This is a genomic window from Gracilibacillus salitolerans (genome assembly GCF_009650095.1).
Lineage (GTDB): Bacteria > Bacillota > Bacilli > Bacillales > Amphibacillaceae > Gracilibacillus > Gracilibacillus salitolerans.
This window is the reverse complement of the sequence record NZ_CP045915.1, coordinates 687,723-707,001: the sequence shown is the minus strand read 5'-3', so window position 1 is coordinate 707,001 and position 19,279 is coordinate 687,723. Positions and strand designations below refer to the sequence as shown.

At 35.5% G+C, this 19,279-nt stretch carries 17 protein-coding genes and 1 pseudogene; 11 read left to right on the top strand and 7 right to left on the bottom strand.

What is annotated here, in order from left to right; genetic code table 11:
* Nucleotides 1-5 precede the first annotated feature (5 nt).
* From bioB to GI584_RS03575, 3 genes are all read left to right on the top strand, one after another.
* On the top strand, nucleotides 6-998 hold the full coding sequence (gene bioB, locus GI584_RS03585) for a biotin synthase BioB (RefSeq protein WP_153790257.1): 993 nt from the start codon (nucleotides 6-8) through the stop codon (nucleotides 996-998).
* Nucleotides 999-1,226: 228 nt separating this feature from the next.
* Nucleotides 1,227-2,042: an AraC family transcriptional regulator gene (locus GI584_RS03580; RefSeq protein ID WP_153790256.1), complete on the top strand. Its 816-nt coding sequence runs from the start codon at nucleotides 1,227-1,229 to the stop codon at nucleotides 2,040-2,042.
* Between the two features lie 51 nt (nucleotides 2,043-2,093).
* The gene (locus GI584_RS03575; RefSeq protein WP_153790255.1) at nucleotides 2,094-2,534 is read left to right on the top strand and encodes a VOC family protein; all 441 of its coding nucleotides are present in this window, start codon (nucleotides 2,094-2,096) and stop codon (nucleotides 2,532-2,534) included.
* A gap of 490 nt (nucleotides 2,535-3,024) precedes the next feature.
* On the opposite strand, the gene GI584_RS03565 is transcribed toward GI584_RS03575, so the two are convergent.
* On the bottom strand, nucleotides 3,025-3,540 hold the full coding sequence (locus GI584_RS03565; RefSeq protein WP_153790254.1) for a DinB family protein: 516 nt from the start codon (nucleotides 3,538-3,540) through the stop codon (nucleotides 3,025-3,027).
* 235 nt (nucleotides 3,541-3,775) lie between these two features.
* Between GI584_RS03565 and GI584_RS24350 the strand changes: the two genes are divergently transcribed.
* On the top strand, nucleotides 3,776-3,988 hold the full coding sequence (locus tag GI584_RS24350; RefSeq protein ID WP_153792899.1) for an IS3 family transposase: 213 nt from the start codon (nucleotides 3,776-3,778) through the stop codon (nucleotides 3,986-3,988).
* 348 nt (nucleotides 3,989-4,336) lie between these two features.
* Here GI584_RS24350 and GI584_RS03555 read toward each other — a convergent pair whose 3' ends face one another.
* Nucleotides 4,337-5,116, bottom strand: coding sequence for a YheC/YheD family protein (locus tag GI584_RS03555; protein ID WP_194842113.1), 780 nt, complete (start codon nucleotides 5,114-5,116; stop codon nucleotides 4,337-4,339).
* A gap of 410 nt (nucleotides 5,117-5,526) precedes the next feature.
* On the opposite strand from GI584_RS03555, the gene GI584_RS03550 reads away from it, so the two are divergent.
* Nucleotides 5,527-7,257 carry a methyl-accepting chemotaxis protein gene (locus tag GI584_RS03550; protein WP_153790252.1) on the top strand — a complete coding sequence of 577 codons (1,731 nt, stop codon included), beginning with the start codon at nucleotides 5,527-5,529 and terminating at the stop codon, nucleotides 7,255-7,257.
* Between the two features lie 82 nt (nucleotides 7,258-7,339).
* On the opposite strand, the gene GI584_RS03545 is transcribed toward GI584_RS03550, so the two are convergent.
* Nucleotides 7,340-7,921 carry a cupin domain-containing protein gene (locus tag GI584_RS03545; RefSeq protein ID WP_153790251.1) on the bottom strand — a complete coding sequence of 194 codons (582 nt, stop codon included), beginning with the start codon at nucleotides 7,919-7,921 and terminating at the stop codon, nucleotides 7,340-7,342.
* 267 nt (nucleotides 7,922-8,188) lie between these two features.
* Nucleotides 8,189-9,043, bottom strand: coding sequence for a MurR/RpiR family transcriptional regulator (locus GI584_RS03540; RefSeq protein WP_153790250.1), 855 nt, complete (start codon nucleotides 9,041-9,043; stop codon nucleotides 8,189-8,191).
* 145 nt (nucleotides 9,044-9,188) lie between these two features.
* Between GI584_RS03540 and gnd the strand changes: the two genes are divergently transcribed.
* Entirely contained in the window at nucleotides 9,189-10,085 is an 897-nt protein-coding gene (gene gnd, locus GI584_RS03535; RefSeq protein ID WP_153792898.1) for a phosphogluconate dehydrogenase (NAD(+)-dependent, decarboxylating), read from the top strand.
* Between the two features lie 29 nt (nucleotides 10,086-10,114).
* Nucleotides 10,115-11,461 (top strand): GntP family permease, encoded by a 1,347-nt coding sequence (locus GI584_RS03530; protein WP_100362016.1) that lies wholly within the window; start codon nucleotides 10,115-10,117, stop codon nucleotides 11,459-11,461.
* Between the two features lie 58 nt (nucleotides 11,462-11,519).
* Here the strand turns inward: GI584_RS03530 and srtB are convergent.
* From srtB to GI584_RS03515, 3 genes and pseudogenes are all read right to left on the bottom strand, one after another.
* Nucleotides 11,520-12,255: pseudogene (gene srtB / locus GI584_RS03525) on the bottom strand (class B sortase).
* A 127-nt stretch (nucleotides 12,256-12,382) separates the two neighbouring features.
* Nucleotides 12,383-12,751, bottom strand: coding sequence for a sortase B protein-sorting domain-containing protein (locus GI584_RS03520; protein WP_153790249.1), 369 nt, complete (start codon nucleotides 12,749-12,751; stop codon nucleotides 12,383-12,385).
* Nucleotides 12,752-12,757: 6 nt separating this feature from the next.
* Nucleotides 12,758-12,973: a hypothetical protein gene (locus GI584_RS03515; RefSeq protein ID WP_153790248.1), complete on the bottom strand. Its 216-nt coding sequence runs from the start codon at nucleotides 12,971-12,973 to the stop codon at nucleotides 12,758-12,760.
* A gap of 284 nt (nucleotides 12,974-13,257) precedes the next feature.
* Here GI584_RS03515 and GI584_RS03510 point away from each other — a divergent pair, with 284 nt between their 5' ends.
* The 4 genes from GI584_RS03510 to GI584_RS03495 all read left to right on the top strand — a co-directional run bounded on the left by GI584_RS03510 (nucleotide 13,258) and on the right by GI584_RS03495 (nucleotide 19,165).
* A complete protein-coding gene (locus GI584_RS03510) occupies nucleotides 13,258-15,048 on the top strand; it encodes a cache domain-containing sensor histidine kinase (RefSeq protein WP_153790247.1) in 1,791 nt (596 codons plus the stop codon).
* Nucleotides 15,026-16,174: a response regulator transcription factor gene (locus tag GI584_RS03505; protein ID WP_153790246.1), complete on the top strand. Its 1,149-nt coding sequence runs from the start codon at nucleotides 15,026-15,028 to the stop codon at nucleotides 16,172-16,174. The genes GI584_RS03510 and GI584_RS03505 overlap by 23 nt, the downstream gene beginning before the upstream one ends.
* On the top strand, nucleotides 16,171-17,427 hold the full coding sequence (locus GI584_RS03500; RefSeq protein ID WP_153790245.1) for an ABC transporter substrate-binding protein: 1,257 nt from the start codon (nucleotides 16,171-16,173) through the stop codon (nucleotides 17,425-17,427). The genes GI584_RS03505 and GI584_RS03500 overlap by 4 nt, the downstream gene beginning before the upstream one ends.
* 262 nt (nucleotides 17,428-17,689) lie before the next feature.
* Nucleotides 17,690-19,165 carry a glycoside hydrolase family 68 protein gene (locus tag GI584_RS03495; RefSeq protein WP_153790244.1) on the top strand — a complete coding sequence of 492 codons (1,476 nt, stop codon included), beginning with the start codon at nucleotides 17,690-17,692 and terminating at the stop codon, nucleotides 19,163-19,165.
* Nucleotides 19,166-19,279: the final 114 nt, after the last annotated feature.

Sequence of the window (19,279 nt, the reverse complement as noted above, 5' to 3'; positions counted from 1 at the left end):
ATTATATGAGCATTTGGCAATCATTAGCAAGAAAAGTTCTTAAAGGCGAGGAACTATCAGATCAGGAGGCACTTTCCGTTTTAGAATGTCCGAACGATCAATTATTAAATCTACTAGATAGTGCCTACCAGGTTCGTAAACAGTACTATGGAAACAAAGTAAAGCTCAACATGATTATCAACACGAAATCGGGTCTATGTCCTGAGAATTGTGGGTATTGTGCTCAATCAAGAGATTCTACCGCCCCGATCGAAAAATATCGGATGATGGATAAAGAGACAATTGTTCAAGGGGCTAAAAGGGCGCATGAACGGAAAGCCGGTACATATTGCATTGTAGCCAGTGGTCGAGGCCCTTCCAAACGGGAGCTTGCTACGGTAACTTCAGCTGTTGAAGAAATCAAACAACATTACAATATCAAAGTTTGTGCATGTTTAGGACTATTAGAACCAGAACAAGCCGATCAATTAAAAGAGGCAGGTGTCGAACGCTACAACCACAATATTAATACCTCAGAAAATCATCATGATTATATTACAACAAGTCATAGCTACTATGACCGTGTAGCGACAGTAAACGCAGCAAAAACAGCGGGTATCTCGCCGTGTTCTGGTGTAATAGTCGGTATGAAGGAGAAGAAAGAGGATGTTATTGAAATGGCGCGAGCATTAAGGGAACTGAATGCCGATTCAATCCCAATTAATTTCCTGCATGCGATCGATGGAACATTACTAGAGGGGACAAACGAATTGACCCCGACGTATTGTTTAAAGGTTCTTTGTTTATTTCGTTTTATCAATCCAACAAAAGAAATTCGAATATCCGGAGGAAGAGAAGTTAACTTAAGAAGCCTTCAATCATTTGGACTTTATCCAGCTAATTCTATTTTTATAGGTGATTACTTAACAACAGAAGGACAAGCTCACTTACAAGATTATAAAATGATAGAAGATCTCGGCTTTGAAATCGATTATGTTACGACAGAAGAATTTGTATAACTTAATTATAGAAACTAACTACAACCATTTTATCTAGAATTTGACTATACCTACTTGACAACTGATTCTTTTGTATCTTTTTACCAAAGCAATTAATATTCGATTGATAGTTCTGTTTATCATATAATGTATATAGGTTTTTGGTGATGGTAATGTTATTGAAATGATTTGTACGAATTATTGGTCACTTTCTATTTAGAATATGCAAACGATTGGAGGTAGCCTTTCATGCATCCTCGTTTAACCCAATGGTTTACACCGTTACAGTTTGGCAATGAAAAGGTAAGATACAAAGAATACTCCCCTACTGTGGAGCTTCGTCCTTTTATAGCTTGTTATTGGACAGTAACGTCTAAACAATTTGCTTTTGATCAAAAGACCCAATTGAAAGTATTACCCGATGGCTGTATCGATTTTGTTTTTCATTGGCATCCATCCTTTGGGTATGTAGGGAATATTAGTGGTGCAATGAATCAGTATGCTGACATCCCTATTCATAGTGGTTCGGATTTCATCGGGATCCGCTTCCGTCCTAGTGGTCTTCGTGCACTATTTAACGTGTCTGTTGCTTCGTATAGTGATCTTTCTATTACTCTCTCTGACATAGACAAAGTATGGACGAACATACAATACCAGTTAACCGAAACAACTGACCGAATTTCCTTGTTAAATACCGTACTCTTACAGCGTTTAAAGCAAACAACAAGCGTACAAAATGATGCTTCCATTACAAACTTACTGCATCGTATTTATCTACATCAAGGAAATATAAAAGTGCAAAAGCTTGCCGAAAAAGAATTTATGAGTAGCAGACATGTACAGCGATTATTTATGGACTGGATAGGACTTAGCCCAAAAACATTTTGCCGGATTGTCCGCCTGCAGTATTCCTTACGTTTCTTATACGAAAAGCATGAATTAATGGGTGCACCAATCAGTGCTGAGTATGGCTATAGTGACCAAGCCCATTTCATTCGAGAATTCCGAACCTATACAGGGATGACACCATCCAATTATATGTCCGATTTTTTCAAGACAAACTAAAACTCTTCCATTAAACTCAAGGGGAAGACAGATTAGGTGAGGTGAATAGAAATGAAGTTAGATAATATTCGGCTACTTGTCACTGAATTTGACGCTTGTTTGTACTTTTACCAAGAAACCCTTGGATTTAAACGGACATGGGGAGAACCGGGTGGAGATTACGCAAGTTTTGACGTTGGGGACGGAATGGTGTTAGCACTCTTCAGAAGGAAGCTAATGGCAGAAGCCGTAGGAACAGGAAATTTACCAGTTAGCACGCAAGAGCAAGATAATTTTGCGCTAATCTTTGAAGTGTCAGATTTAGAAAAAACAGTACACGATATTGAATGGCGAGGCGGAAAATTTGTCACATCTATCGAAGATAAATCGCTCTGGGGAATAAGAACAGTCCATTTACGAGATCCAGACGGTAATTTAATTGAGTTCATTACAACACTACCTCAACACAAATGGGACGAGTCATTGATCGAAAGAGATCAGACCTACAAGTAAACTAGGATATCTGAAAGGTCTGCTCTTAACCACAGTGCCGTCCGTAGCTTCGGCATCCTAGCACAATCCCTCTATGATTTTTCAGTTCCTTGACAATAAGCTTTAGCATTTTTTTTGTCTATCAGTGGAAAGGTATAGTCCCGTTTATTTCTATCGAAGTGCGCTTTTGTCTATTTGTTTGCATGTTGATAATCAAATTTTGAAGACGAAATTGAGATACCGATTTTTAAAATAGCACCTGGAACTGGGATGGTGAACCGAACGTCTTTTGCTTTCACTTTTATTTGTAGCATAAGAAATCACTATTCAATGATGACAGAAACAGTATCTCCGTTTGGCAAACCATCCTAATGTCCAAGAAGAAGGGAGAACGCCTGAAATAATAAAATCTAAGAGTCTGTCTTTGAAAAAAATTAATCAAAGTAGACTCTCAAAATATTTTTCGAAAGGAATGTTTTATATAAAAGGTTTTACTGTTTTCTGTTTCCTTTCAATTATTGAATAGCCCTCTCCCTCTTAGGTTTGCGGATACAGGCTCTTTTCCTATTTCACGTGCCCATATAGATAACTGGCCAATATGGTGGATTTCATGGACAATGACATGACGTATGATCTCTCCGTGTGAACATTCAATTACTCGGCGCCTGATTGGTTCGTCTCTAGAGCTAATCGGTTCATTATTGAAATCAGTTTCTGAAAGTGTCTGAGAATCCATTTCATTTGTCCAAGATGTCACAAATGGCTCAACTTTTTCACGGTATTGACTTGAAAGATTTTTTATTTTTTGTAAGCTAGCATAATTCTCAAAAGATGGTTCCTCAGGTACTGGTTCACCCCGCAAACCTAAGATCCACATATATTCCACATCTACAATGTGAAACAGGGTATGTAGGATACTGCCGAACCCACCGACTCGTTTCTTTAATAGTTCTTTCTCTGGTATGTTTTCGCACCATGTAAACCAATCATCACGAACTTGCCAGTTATATTGAAGTAGTTTCAACATCTCTAAAACCTCCAAATGTATATATATGAACTCTTCGACAGAAGGTCACGAAAACCCTTTGTTTTTTAGCTAGAATTAAAAAGGAAGTCTGATGCACGTTATTTAAACCAACACCAAATGAGTTTAACATCAAGATTCTTGATATTCGGCAATCGGGCGATATAATCTCAGCTTTATATGGGTGCCATTCATTCTTGCGATATTATAATAGTATAGTGACATTTAACATTCAACGATCTTTAAGTATGAAGGTCCGTTAAATGACAATGCCGTAGCTGAAGCAACGTTTAAAATCATCAAAACAGATTTAACATTTGATAGTTTAGAAGAATTAAAAAGGGAATTATATTACTATGTCCACTGGTTTAATCACATACGAATTCATGAGGCATTAGGTTATATAAGTCCGATCAATTCCAAACTTGAACACCTTAAAAAAGTTGTCTAGTTTAGTGTTGGCATACCATTTTTCACTCACACGGTATAAAAAGACATGAATGCTAAGAATGGTGATTTAAGTAATTTGAATTAAACTGTTCTTCAGCCACCTAACCCAAAAAATCTAAACGCTTACTTTGAAGGGCCATAAAACACACTTCGATCTTCACTTAAAATCTTTCAAAGTCTTCGGTTTCAAACTATTTCCTCTCTATCCTCCCACCGTCTTCACATATGTTGAGTAGCTCTATTTCATTCTGATTTGAAGTACTCAATCTAATAATCCTTCTGAATCAATTGTTTTGAATATGCTTATTTTCTTTCTAACCCTTTAATCCGTTCTATTTGTATATTCAACCTATCCATTAGCCTTGAAGCGGCGTTTTCTTCGATTTGCCAAGATCTGATTATATATTGATTTATCTTTAAGATAAGAAAAAAATTCAATACTTGGTCCTATCATATTAACCTCAAATACCCAAATTTTCCCTAACTGGTCAATACCTATATCAATTCCGCATTCTACGATCCGCCTATTTTCATCACAAAAAACTTTGCCTGCTTCAATACAAACTCTCTCTATTTCCCTTTCTAATTTTTGGGCCTGCTTTTGATCCATTTTTAAATGCTCTAATAAAAGTTGACTGATTGGTAACGCCCATGCTCCGCGATTTCGATTGACAATACCACTATCTATATTAGCAAGCTTCCCAAGCATCCCTCCTAAAACCCATTTACCTTGTACATATTGGATATGTGCTCGAACACCTAATGCTAGTCCATCTGGCGTAACACTGGAAATCCCCTGCTGAATAATATAACGCTTTGAATTTAATGTTCTTCTATAAATAGAGTGAAGAACCTTTATTACTGCCTCTAAGCTATTAGTTTCTCTATCTATTTTTGATCCAGTAATGGTATACCCCTTGATGGTGTATCGTCCGTTTGAGTTTGTGCCAATCTGTACCACTCCCCTACCCTTGCAATTGGAGACAGGTTTAACATAAATGAAAGTATAACGGTTCAAAAAATCGTGTAAATTATCGCTGCTGTACAATACAGTTTCTGGATAATGTTGTGATAGGATTGGATTTTGCTTTATTTTTAGAGTCTGACCCCATTTATTGATATTTTCCATTACTTCACCCCTTTTCATTTATATATTATTTATCCTATTCGGAAATTTACATATTAGTGTTAAGGTAAATGTATTAAAAAAATCGAAACTTCATATTGAGTAATAAAGTTTTAAGTAATGAAAAATGCAGGCTCTTTTTAAAACACTGCGTATTAAACGAAAGCACTCATCGAAGATTAAAATATTATGTTTTATTTATTCATTTTCTTCTTTGTATATTTCTTATAGTTAAAAGGTTAGTTTGGGCGTCATCTTTTTTCCACGGTACACTTCCGACATCACTTTATCTCTCATCTATCATCATGGTTCTTTTTTACTAAAAACATAAGTGAATTTAACATTACCTTAATATTCATTTGTTACAATTTGTCGATATAAGAATAATTACCTAGGAACTGGAGGATTACAAATTGAAGTTTCATTTCGGCAAGTCTGGTGAAAAGCCAAAAAAAGAAAAGAAATACAAACAAAGCTACCTATCGAAGATTAATTTACAAACTAGATTACTAGTATTATTTTTTGTTCTATTAATCATTTCCATTAGTGTTGTCGGTTTAGGTTCCTATCTGAATGCAAAAGAGACAACGATGGAAACAATGGAAAACCGTTTAACACGCGAAGGGGAATTGATGGCATACATAGCTGACAACCTAAAATTTTTATATGTTAGTGACGATGAATATTTTATGCAACAACTAGAAGCGGAAATACGTTCACAAAAAGAAAGGCTTGAAGAAGAGGGCATTACGTCTGATACCTACTATATTGTTGATGGCGATGTTACACCATTTCAAGTTAGTAACGACAGTAACATGACTTTTTCTGATTCCTTAATAGATAAAATGGTTGAACTAAACAAAGGCATTATTCATGAAGAAATCAATGGAACGGACTATACCATGATTGCAGAAGATTTAAGTGATCAAATTGATGGACTATACATTTTAGCTGTCCCTACCCAATCCTATATGAGGGCTGTTAATGATATGGCTCAAACGATTATTATCGTCATCATCGTTAGTTTAGTCATCTCTGTTTTAATTATTTTATTTTTTGTTAGAAGTTTAACCAACCCTTTAACGAAATTACAAAATACTATGAGGGAGGCACGTAACGGAAATTTAAAAGATACGGTGGAAATAAATACGTCGATACCGGAAATCATATCATTGCATAAAAGTTATGATGCTATGATTAACCAAATGCGGCTAATGCTGAAAGAACTCAATGATACTACTTCCCAACTAGAAACAACTGGCGATCTTTTGAAAGATTCTTCAGGTAATGCTTTATCGTCAAGTCATCAATTAATTGAATCCATTAATGTTGTAAAAGAAGGTGCCGAACAAACCGCTAACAGCTCAGAACATAGTACCAATAGTTTCAATGAGATGAAAGAAAAGATCTTTTCTTTATTAGAAAATATGAAAATGGTCGATCACAGTTCGGAGAATATGAATAACTCTGCAGCATCTGGTGAGAAAAATATGACAATGCTCATTGAAATGATTACTTCCTTTGGACAAGGTTTTGAGCAACTGAATCAAACGATACAGCAAGTTAATGCTCACTCATCGTCCATTACCAGCTTAGTCGACTTAATTAAAGGAATTGCAGAACAAACCAAGCTTTTAGCGTTGAATGCTGCCATTGAAGCAGCAAGAGCTGGTGAATCTGGTAAAGGATTCGCTGTCGTTGCAAATGAAGTCAGAAAGCTTGCAGAACAGGCTACCAATGCAACAGAAGAAATTACTAATTCCATCTCCGAAATGGATAGTGTAACAACACAAGCATCAGACGAATTCGACCAAATGCATACAAGCATCACGTCTAACTTAACTATAGCCAACGACACGAAGTTATCTATTGATGAATTAATGAAACAAATTGATATGGTCAGCAATCGCATCAACAGTATGGAAGATGAGCTACAAAACTTGCATCAAGTACTACCTGAACTCGAACAAGCAACTGTTAGCTTTGCATCTGTCTCTCAGGAAACATTAGCAAGTGCTGAAGAAATGTATGCTACAAGTGATGAACAAATTCATCAAATGGAGAGAACACACGAAATTGGCTTAAAACTAACCGAAATCTCTCAATCACTTGCTAAATTGACTAAACGTTTTCAGGTACATTAAAAAATCTAATAAAAATTGTAAATTAAAAGGCACTATTCACTTCTTTAAAGAAGTAAATGTGCCTTCCTGAATTGATCTAATATCACCAAAAAGAACCCGCATTTCCATTGTGACGATGACCTTCCGCAGCCAATGCATCTGCCTTAGTAACATGAACAGTATTAAACGGATGGTTAGGTGGTGCATATATTGAATACAACTTAAGTGAAACTGTACCAGTATTAATCAGATTATGCCATGTGCCAGCAGGAATGACGATAGCAGAATCATCATAGACATGTTTTTCAAAATCCAAATGATTCTTGTTCTTTCCTATCTGTACAATCCCTTGGCCTTGTTCAATGCGTAAAAATTGATCAACTTCAGGATGAATTTCTATTCCAATATCTCCCCCAACGCCAATACTCATTAGCGTAATTTGGAATTGCGATCCCGTCCATATAACAGTCCGAAACGTATTGTTTTGTTTCGTTGCTTCATTAATATTAAATACAAATGGTCTAGGTCCATAATCAGTCAATCCCATTTCATATCCTTTTTGAAAGTTTGGGGTACTAGGGTTGGGTGTGTAATGAGATTGCACTGAATGTATTCCATTATTATACATTGCTTGATTAAGATAATGTGGATGTGGATATGGAGACGGATTAGGGTTGTTATACATGCTTCCTCATCCTTTCAGCATTCCTACAACTATCCTATGCTTTGATTTAGGTAATGTACCTAATTTATCCATATCCAATGTTAGTAGAGCTTCTATGTTACCCATGAATTAGACGGTCCTGTTTCCATTTCTCATTGCTTTTCTTCTTTTGGTAATTACTCTGCTAACATTTTATACCTTCCTAACGTAAAATTAATAAATCCAGGGAAAAATTTCTATTCAACAATAAGAATCTGCAATTGAATATAAACCTCTACGTCACGTCAACTATATTCTTTTCACCGTAATAGCTTCGCGCATTTTATTGAGCGCTTTTTGCCCCGCTTCTCCCCTGTTCATCAAAACGTTCACATATAATAAATCAAGTAATGTCAACTGAGCAATCCGGGACGAAGAGGCTTCCGTTCTAAAGTCGGTTTCCCCAGAGCTTGTATATAGTGGAATATGTACCGCTTCACTTAATGTTGATTTTGCAAAGTTGGTAATCGCAATTGTTCTTACCTGATTTTTTTTCAACACATTTAAAATATGTAAAATATCCTTCGACGATCCTGAATGAGAAATCAGTACAGCACAGTCCTTCTCATCAAGTTGGGAAGCAGCCATCAACTGAAAATGAGTATCCACTGCAGCTTGAACCGGCAAACCGGTTCGAATAAACTTGTGATAAGCGTCTAAAGCTATCGTATTGGATCCCCCACTACCAAAAAAGTGAATTTGTCGGGCTGACAATAATATATTTACTGCTTTTTGTAATTGTTCTTCATCAATAATTTTTAATGTTTCTTCCAAGGATTGAATATTGGTACGAAACACCTTTGTAGCCACTGTATCAATCGCATCATCGCTATCCACTTCTTCATGAATATGTTGAATCGATGATACTACTTCAGAAGCTAAAGCAATCTTCATTGCCTGATAACCTTTATAACCTATCCGCTTACAAAATCGAAAAACAGTTGAATCCGCGACATCTAAATCCTCTGCAAGCTGATTAATTGAAGAATGAATAATTTGATTTGGTTTTTCTAGAATGTAATCAGCAATCTTTCTTTCGGTGATACTAAACTTCGGATAATTTCTTCGTACTTTTTCTAAGCATGTTTGCTCTCTTTTTCTCATTAGCATTCTCCTGAAACAATGTTTAGTTTACATTATACAAGATTAGTGTACGAAAAAAATATTTTTTTGTAAACGGTTGAAAAAAGAATTTTTTTTCGTATAATGTATGAAGAACGAAAATTTTTTCGAAAGAGGATTGGTAATGATGGAACTAGGCATGATAGGTTTAGGGAAAATGGGATACCAGTTATCGTTAAACCTCATAAATAAAAACTATACAGTTATTGCCCACGATACAAATGAAGGCGCATTACAGCGATTTACTTCAGATGGTGGTGAGGCAGTTCAAACGATAAAAGAATTAGTCAATCGTTTAAAAGCACCTCGCACTGTTTGGGTGATGGTACCAGCGGGAGATGCTACAGAAGCAGTATTCCGATTTTTATTAGAGCATCTAGAAAGCGGTGACCGTATTATTGACGGCGGCAATACGCATTACAAAGATTCGATCAAGCGAGGAGAAGCTTGTAATGTGAAAGGTATCCACTTCTTTGATTGTGGGACAAGCGGTGGCGTTGATGGTGCACGAAGCGGTGCTTGTACCATGATTGGTGGAGATCAGCAGGAATTTAAAGAGATAGAAACACTTTTTCAAGACCTTACCGTTAAGAATGGATATTTATATACTGGACCAGTTGGAAGCGGTCACTTTCTTAAAATGGTCCATAATGGAATTGAATACGGTATGATGCAAGCTATTGCAGAAGGTTTTGACATTCTCGAAAAAAGCCCTTTTGCTTACGATTATGAAAAGGTTGCCAAAGTGTGGAACAATGGCTCTGTGATTCGCTCATGGTTAATGGAGTTAACAGAAAATACTTTTGGAAAAGATCCAAACCTCGAACAAATGAAGGGTATTATGCATTCATCAGGAGAAGGAAAGTGGACAGTTGAGACAGCACTTGACTATGAGATGGCTGCCCCTGTGATTACAATGGCCTTAATGATGCGCTATCGATCACAAGAAGATGACACATTTACTGGAAAAGTAGTGGCAGCACTTCGAAATGAATTCGGTGGCCATGCTGTAACTAAAGTCTAAAAAAATTTTCAACAAAGGATGGAAACAACATGTCAGATCAAATGTTAATACTTATTGCTTTAGCAGGAATTTTTCTATTATTATTTCTAGTTATACGAACGAAATTACACGCATTCGTTGCCTTATTGGTAGTCAGCTTAATTGTTGGTATATTGGCAGGAATGCCTCTTGGTGATGTAATCGACACGATGGAACAAGGAATGGGAGGAACATTAGGCTTTGTCGCTGTTGTTGTCGGTCTAGGTGCTATGTTTGGTCAAATGCTTGAAGTATCTGGTGGTGCTGACCGTTTAGCACGTACCATGATCAATAAGCTTGGTGAAGATAAAGCCCAATGGTCATTAGGTATTACAGGCTTTCTTGTAGCAATTCCGGTCTTTTTTGATGTTGGATTTATCATACTTGTGCCAATTGTATACGGTTTAGCAAAGAAAACTGGAAAATCATTATTGTATTATGGTATTCCTTTACTTGCTGGTTTAGCTGTTACACACAGTTTTATTCCTCCGACTCCCGGACCAATAGCGGTTGCTGATTTAGTCGGAGCAGACTTAGGATGGGTTATTTTGTTCGGAGCACTTGCCGGTGTACCTTCGATGATTATTGCTGGCCCTCTGTTTGCCCGTTATATTTCAAAACGGCTACATGTTGTCGTACCAGAATACATGAATATGGAAGAAATAGAATATGATGATCGAGAATTACCTAGCTTTTCATTAATTGCTTCCATTATTTTAACACCTTTAGTATTAATTTTATGTAATACATTTTCGGACTTCTTTTTAGAGGAAGGAAATATGGCTCGTGAAATATTCACTTTCTTAGGACATCCTTTTGTTGCATTAACGATTGCAACGATCTTAACCTTTATCTTCTTAGGAACAAAACGCGGTCTTACTCGTCAGGAAGTACAAGATATTGCAACTAAAGGATTGGAGCCTGCAGGGATTATTATATTAGTAACTGGTGCAGGTGGTGTATTTAAGGAAGTCTTAATTCAATCTGGTGTAGGTGATGTAATTGGTAACATGATGGCTGGCTCAAACCTGCCACCCATTTTACTTGCATTTTTGATTGCAGCTGCCGTACGTGTTGCACAAGGTTCTGCAACTGTGTCTATGGTTACTGCAGCAGGACTTGTCGCTCCTTTAATTGATATCTTAAGTCTTGAAGGCCCTGTTTTAGGATTAATCGTTATCGCAGTTGCATCAGGTGCTACAGTGTTATCACATGTCAATGATTCTGGTTTCTGGCTAGTTGGTCGATACTTTGGCTTAGATGTAAAAGATACATTAAAATCTTGGACGGTTATGGAAACATTAATAGGCCTTGTCGGTTTATCCGTCGCACTTATTTTAGGAATCTTCATCTCATAAATTTATAAATGGGCACTGCCATTTTAGAAGGCAGTGCCCATTTTACTACAGAAAAGCGTTAGTCATGTATTCTCACTTTACCATGTACAACTAATCTTCCTTTCTCTGGATCAGATAAGTTGTCACATGTTGATAATGTGATAATGTTATCTGTTTCCGTCACATCTACCTCTGTTGTAACTTCAGACTTTTCTTTAATTAATCGCAAGAAATCTATGTACTCTTCATCATCGGCAAAGTCTGTTTCAATGTAATAGAAATCCGTTGTTGTCACATATACAGAAAAAATTTCCACTTCATAACTTGCATAGATGGTATCATATTGAAAGTGTTTGTTTTCTGAAAGAAAGTCCTCATCTAAAAATTCATCTAATTGTCCGAACATTGAGCCATCTTTCATTTGATGTCCATAAATAATAGTTTGCTTTATCTAGCGATTCTATCTGATTTCTAAAGTCCATAAAGATGCTTCCTGCTTTTTCTTCTTCTTTTTTATAATTTCGATTTAAATAATATTCATTGTCTGAACTTTGTAAAATAGGATAATCAATTTTGGTATTATCAATGGTAAGCCAACCAACAATATCTGGATTAATAGTCAAGAGACGATCAAATTGCTGGAAATGCTTCATAATTGTTTGGCTATCTTGTAAACTAACCTGATACTCATCTTGAATTTCTGCCATTACATTCTCATTTTTTGAATAATCATAGAAAGTCTGTCCTATTTTAAATAACGAAAACAAAAAAACACCGGAGCCAATAATAAGAATGATTTTTTGAATGCTGCTCATTTTTTCATTTTTCTTTTTAGCCAAATTCCCACACCCTTACTTACATTAAAAACATGCTCCCTCATAGCCTTCTAACACTCGTTGTCTTGACTACAAGGGAATAGTATGACTGGTTATCGATTAATAGTTACACAGATTGCTTTCTTACTCTTCTAATCAAGAAAACACCGGCAATTGCAATTACTGATGCAAGTAGCAATCCAACATATAAGGCTAAGTTAGTCTCATCACCTGTTTTAGGATTTTTTACAGTTGCTGTCTCTTCCTCAATGGAATTATCTTCTGCTTCTACATCCTTAGAATGATCCTTGTCATCTTTGGTCTTCGTGTTTTCTTCGTTTTCCTCTCCATCATTAGCAGAGACATCTGAACTCTTATCATTATCATGAGTTCCATCAGTTTCATCAGGTGAATTATTATCTGTTTCTTCATCATTAGCAACCACTACACGTAATCCATCCTCATCATATGCAACCTGGTACGTCGGGCAGACCATTAATTTCTACGCAGGTGTCATGTTACTCTTTGTATTATTTTTATACGTGTCTACAGAATATCCATATGATGCCTTATTCGATTCTATTGCTGAATCATCCACCCCTTCAGCTGTTAAAGTAACAGGACCTTGAATGCAGATAATGACTGTTAGCATGCATATAAATAATTTGAGTAATCGTTTTCTGTTGTTTCTCCCATATTCACATGTCGATAGATTCATCTTATCTCTCCTAACTTTTAGATATTATACTTCTATTATAATTTTCGAGTATGAACTCCAGGTAAATTCGTAGTAAAGAATTATTATTTTACAATTGTAATGATCTCTCACATGAAATTGAGCCTTATCTCATATTGCTGAAGGTATTCCAACGTTTTATAATGTAGTAATAATGTCGTCAATTTAGTCTCTGTATGGGATCGATACCACTCCTGTTAGGGTCTAAAGTGAGACTTGTTTTACGAACAATTAGCGCCGTGATAAATAGAAGGGAGAAGTGGAAGGTGAAAAGCATCCAGAGCCGTTTATTATTTATGTTGATTATATTCATACTTCTTCCATACTTTTTGTCGGTACTGCTTATTTATGGTTATACGAAAAGCAATGTTGAAAAGCATGAACTTGCCAATAATGAGGAACAGTTAAATGAAAGTTCCAAACAATTGCAGCAATATTTTCATGAACTCATTCATCTACCTTATATACTTTATCGCGATGCTGAGCTATTTCGTATTTTTAAAAAGGAAGTGGAAGATTCCAATTATCTAGAAAAAAGCATTCAAAATTTTTATCTAATGCGTGAGGAAATAAGACAAGTTCGCTTCTATATGGATAAAGGAGAAGAATCTGTTACAGTTTATAATGCTATAGTCAGTTCCCGTAAATCTAAACCGGACCTTTTGCAGGAACCCTATATAAAAAAACTATATCAGTCAGATGTAAAACAAATTATTGAACCTCCACATCCATTAGAAAATTATAATAATGTAGCGATTGTGCCACAAACAGATCATACACAAGTAATAACCATTCATCATAAAATACAGGATATCTTTACTGGAGAGTTTCTTGGTGTGATTTCAATGGATGTAGAATTGAATGAATTGAGTCAGATTGCAGCTGATTTAATAAAGAATAAGCACGAATCAATGTATCTGATTAATAAAAATAACCAAATAGTTTTCAGTAATAATACGAAACAAATAAGCAATCCTGTATCTGACAGCTTAAAAACAACCATACAAGGTGAAAAGGAAAGTGACGATATTATCCTTTCCAAGACATTAACTTCCCCTCTACATGACTGGGAATTAGTAAAGATTACACCAAGCGAAGTTTTGTTTCACGATGTACGTAAAACTACTTTCACAAGTATTATAGTTGGTATTATAGTAGGAATTTTTGGGTTAGTGATGGTCGGAATTATTACGTATAAAATCACTACGCCTATTAAACGATTGACGAATAAAGTAAGTACGATTGACGGCAGTTATGTAGAAGTACCTTTTAATGATCAACGACATGATGAAATTGGATATTTAGAAAAGCATATGAAAGATATGATGAAGCGAATTAACCATCATATTGAACGTGAATATAAGCTAGAACTTGAAAACAAGGAAATGCAATTCCAAGCTTTGAAGTCACAAGTGAATCCCCACTTCTTGTTTAATGCTCTCCAATCTATTGGCACTGTAGCTTTGAAGTCTGATGCCCCTAATGTGTATCATCTCATAACCTCTTTATCCAACATGATGAGATATTCTATGCAAGCTAATAAGTGGGTGAAAGTCAAAGAAGAAATGCGTTACATTGAAAGCTATCTGTCCTTACAAATGGAGAGATTTCACGATCAGATTCATTACAACTTGCAAATAAATCAAAACATATTAGAAATACAGATTCCCAGTATGATCCTGCAACCGCTAGTAGAGAATTTTTTCAAACACTGTTTTGAGGAAGGACATACAAATGCTAGATTAAATGTATTTGGTGAAAGAAGAAAATCCCACCTTTATTTTAAGGTAGAAAATGATGAAGCAAGTGTAAGTGATGAGAAATTAGAGGAACTAAGAGAAACTATTTATCCCCCTTCTCCAACTGATAATCATGAAAAAGAACATATAGGATTAAAGAACATTCAAGACAGATTGGTACTGATTTATGGTGATAAAGCAGGAATTAATATAGAGAATAATAAAGGACAAGCATTTATTGTAGAAATATTTATTCCACTAAACGAAATATCTTTTACGGAAGGGAGAATAAAACGTGAAAGTATTGATCGTAGATGATGAGAAAAATGTACTTGATGTAATCAAAATTTTAGGTGAATGGGAAGCTCAAGGTATAACAAAAATACTGGAAGCAAGTCGTGGAGAAGAAGCAAAAATTTTAATAGAGAAGGAAAGCCCTGAAATTATTTTTACGGATATTAAAATGCCTGGAATGAATGGTCTAGAACTGATGAAATGGCTAGATTCCAACTCTTATCAGGGAAAAGTAATTTTTATAACAGGATACAATGATTATTCTTACATGCGTCAGGCTATCAAACATAATAGTTTTGACTATTTAATGAAGCCAATCGAAGCGGACGTTTTCAATGAGATCTTAAAAGAAGCCGTTATAGCATGGCAGAGAGATTTTGTGGAAACTAATTTAATTGAGGAGAATTATATATACAACAAGATAGTTACGGATGCTTGTACAGGAGAAACCTATGATATGAACAATCTACTACTTTCTCTTCCAGAAGCTAACCGTTATGATATGACATTACTATCTTTCTATCATATGCATTACTCAGAACCAGAGATAAAATCATTGGCAAATAAACTTTCCACACAAAGGTTAGGAAATGCATACTCTCTTCAAACATATCATAATCTCTGCCTTGTTGTGACCTTGGAGAATGAGTGGGTGACAATAGAGAAATGGCTTAGTGAACATATGGAAAGCCCAGTTCGAATTGTAGCTAGTGAAGATCCGCAACCATTAAAAAATCTTCCTACAGTGTTCAAAATGTTGAAGACAAAACTGTACAATAATCAGTTTAGAACCGTTTATCAATCAACACAATTAGATCAAGTCAGTCAAATCCAAGACATTGTTTCTTTTGTCGATAATTATTATATGGAAGATATAAGCCTTGAAAAATTATCAAATTTATTTTTCTTGAGTCGTGAGCATATTTCAAGGAAATTTAAACAAGAGAAGGGTATGCCTATGTCAAAATACGTGACAAATCTTAGAATTAAACAGGCTAAGTGTTGGTTAAGAGGAACCGATGAGACTATTTATTCTATTTCTGTAATGCTTGGCTACCAGGATGAAAAATTTTTCTCCAAATTATTCAAAAAAGTAACTGGCTTTACGCCAAATGAATATAGAAATAAAAAAGACGAGGTGATTGGATGAGAAAAACACTTCTTTTCCTTTTTATCATCTTGTTTATTTCAGCATGTCAATCAAACACTCCTAAAGATGATAAAGAAGAAAACTCATCAAAGGTCACCCTTACCATACGTAATCCTAAAATAGAGATTGCTTCCGCATTTGAAGAAATGATCCAAGCGTATGAAAAAGAACATCCCTACGTGAAAATAGAAGTAACCACGGTGGGCGGTGCATTGGATGATTTTTCTGATTTGAAAGCACAAATAGCAGCCGAAGAAGGTCCTGATATTTTTACAAACCCTGGTTATAGCTCTACAGAGTTATGGAAGCCATATTTGGAGGATCTATCTGATCAGCCATGGGTGAAAAATGCTTATCCAGAAACATTGGAACCAATAAAAATGGATGGGCATGTTTATGGAATGCCAATGAATTTAGAAGGATATGGTTTCATTTATAATAAAGAATTGTTTAAGGAGGCAGGAATTGAGAAACTTCCCTCTACCTTCACAGAATTAAAGTCTATAACTAAACAATTAGAACAAGCTGGTATTACCCCTTTTGCGACAGGTTATTACGAGAAGTGGAAATTAGGAGACCATTTGATGAACATTGCTATTTCTCAACAAGAAAACCCAGATCTTTTTATTAAGAAATTAAAAAATGGCACAACTTCAATTGAAAACAATCAGATGTTCAAACAACTAATAGAGCTATTAGATTTAACGATAGAGCATGGCGGAGAAGATCCGCTATCAACAGATTATACAATGGAACTTCAACAATTTACATCAGAAAAGGCAGCAATGATGTTGCAAGGGAATTGGATTCAACCTATGATAAATAAATTCGCACCAGATATGAAGATTGGTATCTTCCCGATTACTCTAAATGAGAAAGCAGAAAAAAATACATTAAGCATTCATACCCCAAGCTACTGGGTAGTTAATCAACAAACCTCAGCAGAAAAGAAAGAAGAAGCAAAACGATTTTTAAATTGGATGGTAAATTCTGAGCAGGGACAAAAGTTTATGGTCGAAAAACTGCGGTTTATTCCTGCTTTTAAACATGTGGATATACAGGACACAGATCCACTTACTTCCAAAATAACAGAACTTTATCAAGCAAACAGAACTTTATCCTCCAATTGGTCAGACCTTCCTGCTGGGTTAAGAGAAGCGTTCGGTACTGATACACAACAATATATCGAACACGAATGGAGTAAAACACAATTACTACAAGCCTATCAGAATACATGGGATGAAATACATTAGAAAAGGCTTTGTGCGCCCGTTTAATAAACTTGTGACTAGAGTGAATCAACTGAGATAAAGGCATCACAATCTAGGGATAAGTTATACTTTGTGACATTTACCATTTTTACTACGTTGGACATATAATCTCAGGCCTATTTTCCTAATCAATATACAACGAAAATTATATCAATCTTAGACATTTCTTACCTTTCCTAACTCTCTTATACTAATATTTGTACACAGCCCGGGCAGATAAAAAGTATCTATGAGGAGGAATAGTATGAAATGGGAAGGTTTTGTTAAGAAAGCGACAGTATTAACACTAAGTACTGCTATTTTAGTTGGCGGAAGTGGTCTTGTGCATGCAGAGGAAAAGTCTCCACAAGACTATAAAGAAGATTATGGTACCTCTACCATCACACGTTCTGATATGAAGGATATGATCAAACAGCATGGTGATGAAGATTTCACAGTACCTACATTTGATGCATCCACTATTCAAAACATCCCTTCTGCTACAAAGGTTACAGAAGATGGAGAAGAAATAAAATTAGATGTGTGGGATACATGGCCACTTCAAAATGCGGACGGAACTGTAGCAGAATATAATGGATATCATATTTTATTCGGTTTAGCAGGTAATCCAGATAATGCTGAAGATACTTTTATTTATTTGTTTTATAAAAAAGCGGATGAAAATTCTATCGATTCCTGGAAAAATGCAGGACGAGTTTTCGATGATAATGATAAATTCGAAGCTAATGATAAATATTTAAAAGATCAATCAGAAGAATGGTCTGGTTCTGCCACATTTACTTCGAATGGAGAAATTCGTTTATTCTATACCAATCGTACAGAGTTCGATGAAGCAAAAGACCTTTACGGTAAACAGACGTTAACAACTGCACAGGTAAATGTTTCTGAAATTGAAGAGGGAGCACTTCAGGTTGATAGTGTAGAAGATCATAAGTCAATCTTTGAAGGTGGAGATGGCTCTGTTTATCAAAATGTAATGCAAGCTTTTGGTGGGGATGAAATTAATTGGAAGGAAAACCATACTTTGAGAGACCCACATTATATTGAAGACAATGGTCATAAATATCTTGTATTTGAAGCTAATACAGGATCAGATTATGGATACTCTGGAGAAAGCTCTCTTTATAATCAAGCTTATTATGGGAATAGCAATCATTTCTTCCAGAACGAAAAAGGTTGGCTTTTAAATAGTCCGAAAAAAGAATATGCTGAATTGGCAAATGGGGCTATCGGAATTGTTGAAATCACTGATGACTATGAATTGAAAAAAGTAATGGAGCCTTTAATAGTTTCTAATACCGTTACAGATGAAATTGAAAGACCAAACATTTTCAAAAAGGATGGAAAATGGTACCTGTTCACCAGTGCCCGTGGATCTAAAATGACAATTGACGGTATTGATGATGAAGATATTTATATGCTTGGATATGTTTCCAACTCACTAACTGGTGAATTTAAACCAATGAATAAAACAGGTATTGTTCTTCATCATGACTTGGATCCATATGATATTACTTGGAATTACGCACACTATGTTATTCCACAAGAGACAACAGATGAAGCGGTAGTTACAAGTTATATGACGAACAGAGGCTATTTTGAAGATCACAAATCTACCTTTGCACCTAGCTTTAAGTTGAAATTAAACAACAAAAAATCATCAGTTGTAAAAGATAGCATCCTTGAGCAAGGTCAAATTACATTACATGGAGAAAACTAAAAATGAATGAAAAGAAAATGCCGAATAAACTCGGCATTTTCTTTTTTAAACATTGTCACTTCGAATAAAGGAGGCCAGAAATCTTGAAGGTATTCATAAATTGGAGGGACAAAT